This is a genomic window from Phreatobacter sp., from assembly GCF_052440005.1.
In the GTDB taxonomy this organism is placed as follows: domain Bacteria; phylum Pseudomonadota; class Alphaproteobacteria; order Rhizobiales; family Phreatobacteraceae; genus Phreatobacter.
This window is the reverse complement of sequence record NZ_JBQVQL010000159.1, coordinates 1-5,175: the sequence shown is the minus strand read 5'-3', so window position 1 is coordinate 5,175 and position 5,175 is coordinate 1. Positions and strand designations below refer to the sequence as shown.

The window sequence follows — 5,175 nt, the reverse complement described above, 5'->3', positions numbered from 1 at the left end:
GGTCGCCTCCGCCGGCGGCGCCCCGCGGCTCAGTTCGGTCGCGAGGCCCGAGGGCGCGCCCGTCGCCATGCGCGAGCAGGCCGCTCCCGCCGCCCAGCCGCATATGGTCCTCGCCAGCTTCGCCGAGGTCATCAAGCTCGTCGCCGACAAGCGCGACGTGCGGCTGAAGCAGCAGCTCGAGGGCGACATGCACCTGGTGCGCTGCGAGGACGGCCGCCTCGACTTCCGCCCCACCCGCTCCGCCCCCCCGACGCTCGCCGGCGACCTTCAGAAGAAGCTCACCGACTGGACCGGCCGGCGCTGGGTCGTCACCATTTCATCCGAGGAGGGCGAGCCGACGGTGCGCGAGCGCCTCGCCGCCGAACAGGCCGACCGCGAGCGCGGCGTCCTCGCCCATCCCTCGGTGCAGGCCGTGCTGGCGAAATTCCCCGGCGCCGAGATCGTTGCGGTGCGCCCGCTCGACGGCGGCGCCGAGGCGGAGCCCGCGCCCCTCGCGCCCGCCGCCGAGGACGATGCGGACGGAAACTGGGAACCCGTCGACCCCTGGGACGACGACTTCTGACCCCGAGCCAAGGATTTCGCCATGAAGGACATCATGGGCCTGATGAAGCAGGCGCAGGCCATGCAGGCCAAGCTCCAGGAGGCCCAGGCCGACATGGAGCGCACGGAGGTGCAGGGCACGGCCGGCGGCGGCATGGTCACCGTCAGCCTCACCGTGAAGGGTGACCTGCGCAGCGTCTCGGTCGACCCCTCGCTGCTCAAGCCGGACGAGAAGGAGATCCTCGAGGACCTTCTCCTTGCCGCCCATGCCGACGCCCGCCGCAAGGCCGAGGTGGTGGCGCAGGAGAAGATGAAGGGCGTCACCGGCGGTCTGCCGCTGCCGCCCGGCATGAAATTGCCGTTCTGAGGCTCGCATGCCGCCGCGCCGCGTCGCCATCGCCGACATCGCCCCCTTCGCCTATGCCTTCGAGGCAGGGATTGGCGGCACCATGACCGATATCGGCCGCACGGTCGGCAGCGACACGATCGGCCTCCTCGTCCAGACGGTGAAACCGGGTATGCGCTCCTCGCGCCGCCACCGGCACCTGTTCCAGGAGGAGATCCTCGTCGTCATGGCCGGCGAGGGCACGCTGATCCACGGCGAGGAGCGCGTTCCTGCAAAGGCGGGCGAAGCCTTCTGCTACCGGGCCGGCGACCCCGATCCGCATTGCTTCGAGAACACCGGCACGGCGGACCTCGTCATCTGGGCCTTCGGCAACCGCTTTCCCCACGAGGTCTGCCTCTACCCCGACCAGGGCGTCGCCTTTGTCGAGGGGCTCGGCGCCGAGGTGCCGCTGGAGGCCGTCCGGCAGAGCGACTGGACCGAAGACCGCCGCAAGACCTGAGCAAGACCTGAGAAAGAAGCCCATCCATGTCCAAGAGGGTCGCTGGCCCCGAGATCGAGCGGCTGATCCAGCTCCTCGCCAAGCTGCCGGGCCTCGGGCCCCGTTCGGCACGGCGCGCCGCGCTGCATCTGGTCAAGAAGCGCGAGAGCCTGATGCAGCCGCTCACGGCGGCCATGGGAGAAGCGCTTGAGAAGATCGTCATCTGCAGCGTCTGCGGCAACGTCGACACATCTGATCCCTGCACGATCTGCACCGATCCACGCCGCGACGGCGGCGTGATCGTCGTGGTGGAGGACGTCTCCGACCTCTGGGCGCTGGAGCGCGCCGGCGCCATCAACGCCAAGTACCACGTGCTCGGCGGCACGCTTTCGCCGCTCGACGGCGTCGGCCCGCAGGACCTCAACATCGAGAGCCTGGTGAACCGGGTGCGCGAGGGTGGCGTGCGCGAGGTGATCCTCGCGGTCAACGCGACCGTCGACGGCCAGACCACGGCGCACTACGTCACCGATCTCCTCGCGGGCACGGGGGTCGCGGTCACCCGCCTCGCGCACGGTGTGCCGGTCGGCGGCGAGCTCGACTACCTCGACGAGGGCACGATCTCCGCCGCCATCCGCTCGCGGACGAGTTTCTGAGGGGCGAGATTTCTTCCTCGGCTCCAGCCGCCACCTCGCCGTCATCCCCGGCCGCGTGCAGCGAGGGAAAGGGCATCCAGGGGTTGCGGGGGCGCTTCCTACGGACCCTGGACCCCCTTCCCTCGGCCTTCGGCCTCGCCGGGGGTGACGGCTGGCGATGCGACAACGTGGGATGTGTCGTGGCCCCGAGGCCTCCAACACCCCCGCCTCACAGCCGATAGGCCTCCTTCGCCAGCCGGTAGGCGAGGTCCACCGCCAGCTCCTGCGCCTCGTCCTCGTCAAGTCGGCCGTCACCAACGAGCTCGGCGAGATGGGCGCAGTCGACGCGGCGCGCCACGTCGTGCCGGGCGGGAATGGAGGGGAAGGCGCGGGTGTCGTCGTTGAAGCCGACGGTATTGTAGAAGCCCGCCGTCTCGATCGCCTGGCTCTTGAAGCGCTTCATGCCCTCGACCGAATCGAAGAACCACCAGGGCGGCCCCAGCCGGAGCGCCGGGTAGTGGCCGGCGAGCGGCGCGAGCTCGCGCGAATAGGCGGTCTCGTCGAGGGTGAAGAGGATGATGGTGAGCGAGGGCTCGTTGCCCACCGCGTCCAGCAGCGGTTTCAGCGCCCCGACATAGTCCGTCGGTCCCGGGATGTCGGCCCCCATGTCGCGGCCGAAACGGGCGAAGATCCCGGCATTGTGGTTGCGCCGCGATCCCGGATGGATCTGCAGCACCAGCCCGTCGTCGAGGCTCATGCGTGCCATCTCGGTCAGCATCTGGCCGCGGAAGAGATCCCGCTCCCCCGCACCCACCCCGCCGGCCAGAACCTTTGCGAAGAGCGCTTCGGCCTCCCCCCGTGACAGGTTCGCCGTGGTGGCCGAGGGGTGTCCGTGGTCTGAGGCGGTGGCGCCGTAGCCCTTGAAGAAGGAGCGGCGCTGGCGATGGGCGGCGAGATAGCCGGCCCAGGTCGCCGTGTCCTCACCGGTGATCTCGCCGAGGCGGGCGACATTGGCGCGGAATCCCTCGAAATCCGGATCGACCACGGCGTCCGGCCGATAGGTGGTGACCACCCGGCCCTTCCATCCGGAGGCCGCCAGCCCAGCGTGCCATCGGAGATCGTCGAGGGCGCCCTCCGTGGTGGCGATCACCTCGATGCCGAAGGTCTCGAACAGCGCCCGCGGCCGGTAGGCCGGCAGCGCCAGCGCCGCGGCGATCCGGTCGTAGGTCGCATCGGCATTGGCGGCCGACAGCCGCTCGTCGATACCGAACAGCGCAGCGAAGGCATGGTCCAGCCACAGCCGCGTCGGCGTGCCGCGGAACAGGTGATAATGCGCCGCGAAGCGCCGCCAGATGGCCTTCGGATCGGTCTCCACCGGCGTCCCGTCTTTCGTCGGCACACCGAGATCCTCCATCCTCACGCCCTGCGCATGGAGCATGCGGAAGACGTAGTGGTCGGGCACCACGAAGAGCTTCGCCGGATCCGGAAAGGGCGCGTCCTCCGCATACCAGCGCGGGTCGGTGTGTCCGTGGGGCGAGATGATCCGCAGGTTCGCGACGCTGTCGTAGAGCCGCCGGGCGACCGCCCGAGCGGTGGGATCGAGGGGCAGGAGCCGGTCGGGCGCGCAGATGCGGCTCGACGGCGATGGCAGCCGCGACGGGGTCATGGGGCCTCCCGCTGCGGATGGCCGCCTCTCACCGGGCGCCCTTCCTCTCCGGCAGCCGGGGCAAGCTAGTATGGTAGCCTCCGAAGTCAACCCGCAGAACCGCGCCGCCCGCCCTTGCCGGCAGGCCGCCGATGGGGCAGGCAGGCGCCATGCGCAGCATCACCCTCGTCGGCATCGGCGCCGGCCATCCCGGCCACCTCACCCTGCAGGCGATCGGGGCCATCGCCGCCGCCGAGGTGTTCTTCGTCATGGAGAAGGGGCGGGCCGCCGATCAGCTCGTCGCCATGCGCGAGGCGATCCTCGCCCGCTACGCGACGAGGCCCGGATGGCGCCTCGTGCGCGTCGCCGATCCACGCCGCGCCGCCGGCGGCGACTACCAGGGCGCGGTGGCCGACTGGCACGCCGCCCGCACTCGCCTGCTCGTCGAGGTCATCGCGCGCGACCTGCCCGAGAACGGTCATGGCGCCTTCCTCGTCTGGGGCGACCCGGCGCTCTACGACAGCGCCATCCGTATCCTCGATGCCGTCGCCGCAGAGGGGCTCGCCTTCGATCTGAAGGTCATTCCCGGCATCAGCGCCCCCCAGGCTCTGGCCGCCGCCCACCGCATCCCGCTCAACCGCATCGGCGAGCCGGTCCACGTCACGACCGGCCGTCGCATCGGCGAGGGACTCCCCCGCGAGATCGATTCAACGGTCGTCATGCTGGACGACGGCACGGGCCTCGCCGCCATCGACCCCATCGGGCTCGACATCTGGTGGGGCGCCTATCTCGGCACGCCGGACGAGGTGCTGATGGCGGGGCCGCTCACGGAAATCCGCGACGCCATCCTGGCGCTGCGCGCGGAGCGGCGCGCTGCCATCGGCTGGATCATGGACACCTATCTCCTGCGGCGCAGCGACTAGCCGGGCAGCCGCGCGATGGCGTGGAAGAACGAACCGGAGACATGGCCGCGGACGTGGCCGACCGGACCGAGCACCGAGCCCTCCGCATCCCGCGCCGTACCAAGAGCCCCGTCGGAAGCAGCCTCTGCGATGGTCGCATAGTGGAATTCGTGCCCGGAGAGCACCGCGCCCGCGGGCCCAAGGGCGCTCGGCGCATCCGTCGTCACAAGCCGGTAGCCGAGCGACATCTTGCGCTTCGCAAAGCTCGTCGTCACCGGCAACAGCCCCGCCATGGGATGGGCGGCGCCCTCGGCGTCGACCAGCGCCTCGCCGAGCACCATGTAGCCGCCGCACTCGCCATGGACGGAGCGCGTCGCGGCAAAGCGCCGGAGGCCGGACAGGAACCGGCGGGCGGCGGCGAGCTGCGGCGCATGCAGTTCGGGATAGCCGCCCGGCAGCCAGCAGGCGTCGCAGTCCTCCGGCGGCGCCTCGTCGGCGAGCGGCGAGAAGGGCACGAGGACCGTCCCGGCGGCGCACCATCCGGCCTCCACATGGGGATAGATGAAGGAGAAGGCGGCATCGCGCGCCAACGCCACCCGCCGGCCCGGGGGCGGCAATGGTGGGCCCGTGGG

5 protein-coding genes and 2 pseudogenes are annotated in these 5,175 nt (G+C 70.9%); 5 read left to right on the top strand and 2 right to left on the bottom strand.

All coding sequences use genetic code 11. The features are described from left to right. The 4 genes and pseudogenes from ACT6XY_RS22410 to recR all read left to right on the top strand — a co-directional run. Window positions 1-562, top strand: a pseudogene (locus tag ACT6XY_RS22410) (DNA polymerase III subunit gamma/tau); the annotation flags it as partial. Window positions 563-583: 21 nt separating this feature from the next. Then, on the top strand, window positions 584-907 hold the full coding sequence (locus ACT6XY_RS22405; protein WP_106749897.1) for a YbaB/EbfC family nucleoid-associated protein: 324 nt from the start codon (window positions 584-586) through the stop codon (window positions 905-907). Between the two features lie 7 nt (window positions 908-914). After that, window positions 915-1,385 carry a cupin domain-containing protein gene (locus ACT6XY_RS22400; protein WP_444750518.1) on the top strand — a complete coding sequence of 157 codons (471 nt, stop codon included), beginning with the start codon at window positions 915-917 and terminating at the stop codon, window positions 1,383-1,385. Window positions 1,386-1,411: 26 nt separating this feature from the next. Then, the gene (gene recR, locus ACT6XY_RS22395; RefSeq protein WP_444750517.1) at window positions 1,412-2,017 is read left to right on the top strand and encodes a recombination mediator RecR; all 606 of its coding nucleotides are present in this window, start codon (window positions 1,412-1,414) and stop codon (window positions 2,015-2,017) included. A 208-nt stretch (window positions 2,018-2,225) separates the two neighbouring features. On the opposite strand, the gene uxaC is transcribed toward recR, so the two are convergent. Further along, window positions 2,226-3,662 (bottom strand): glucuronate isomerase, encoded by a 1,437-nt coding sequence (uxaC, locus tag ACT6XY_RS22390; protein WP_444750516.1) that lies wholly within the window; start codon window positions 3,660-3,662, stop codon window positions 2,226-2,228. Window positions 3,663-3,811: 149 nt separating this feature from the next. Here uxaC and cobF point away from each other — a divergent pair, with 149 nt between their 5' ends. Next, window positions 3,812-4,564 (top strand): precorrin-6A synthase (deacetylating), encoded by a 753-nt coding sequence (gene cobF / locus ACT6XY_RS22385; RefSeq protein WP_444750515.1) that lies wholly within the window; start codon window positions 3,812-3,814, stop codon window positions 4,562-4,564. On the opposite strand, the pseudogene ACT6XY_RS22380 reads toward cobF, so the two are convergent. Then, a pseudogene (locus ACT6XY_RS22380) lies at window positions 4,561-5,175 on the bottom strand (cobyrinate a,c-diamide synthase); the annotation flags it as partial. The gene cobF and the pseudogene ACT6XY_RS22380 overlap by 4 nt on opposite strands.

Coding starts and splice junctions, on each gene's coding strand:
- ACT6XY_RS22400 (WP_444750518.1), top strand. CDS start 915: ATGCCGCCGCGCCGCGTCGCCATCGCCGACATCGCCCCCTTCGCCTAT.
- uxaC (WP_444750516.1), bottom strand. CDS start 3,662: ATGACCCCGTCGCGGCTGCCATCGCCGTCGAGCCGCATCTGCGCGCCC.
- cobF (WP_444750515.1), top strand. CDS start 3,812: ATGCGCAGCATCACCCTCGTCGGCATCGGCGCCGGCCATCCCGGCCAC.
- ACT6XY_RS22405 (WP_106749897.1), top strand. CDS start 584: ATGAAGGACATCATGGGCCTGATGAAGCAGGCGCAGGCCATGCAGGCC.
- recR (WP_444750517.1), top strand. CDS start 1,412: ATGTCCAAGAGGGTCGCTGGCCCCGAGATCGAGCGGCTGATCCAGCTC.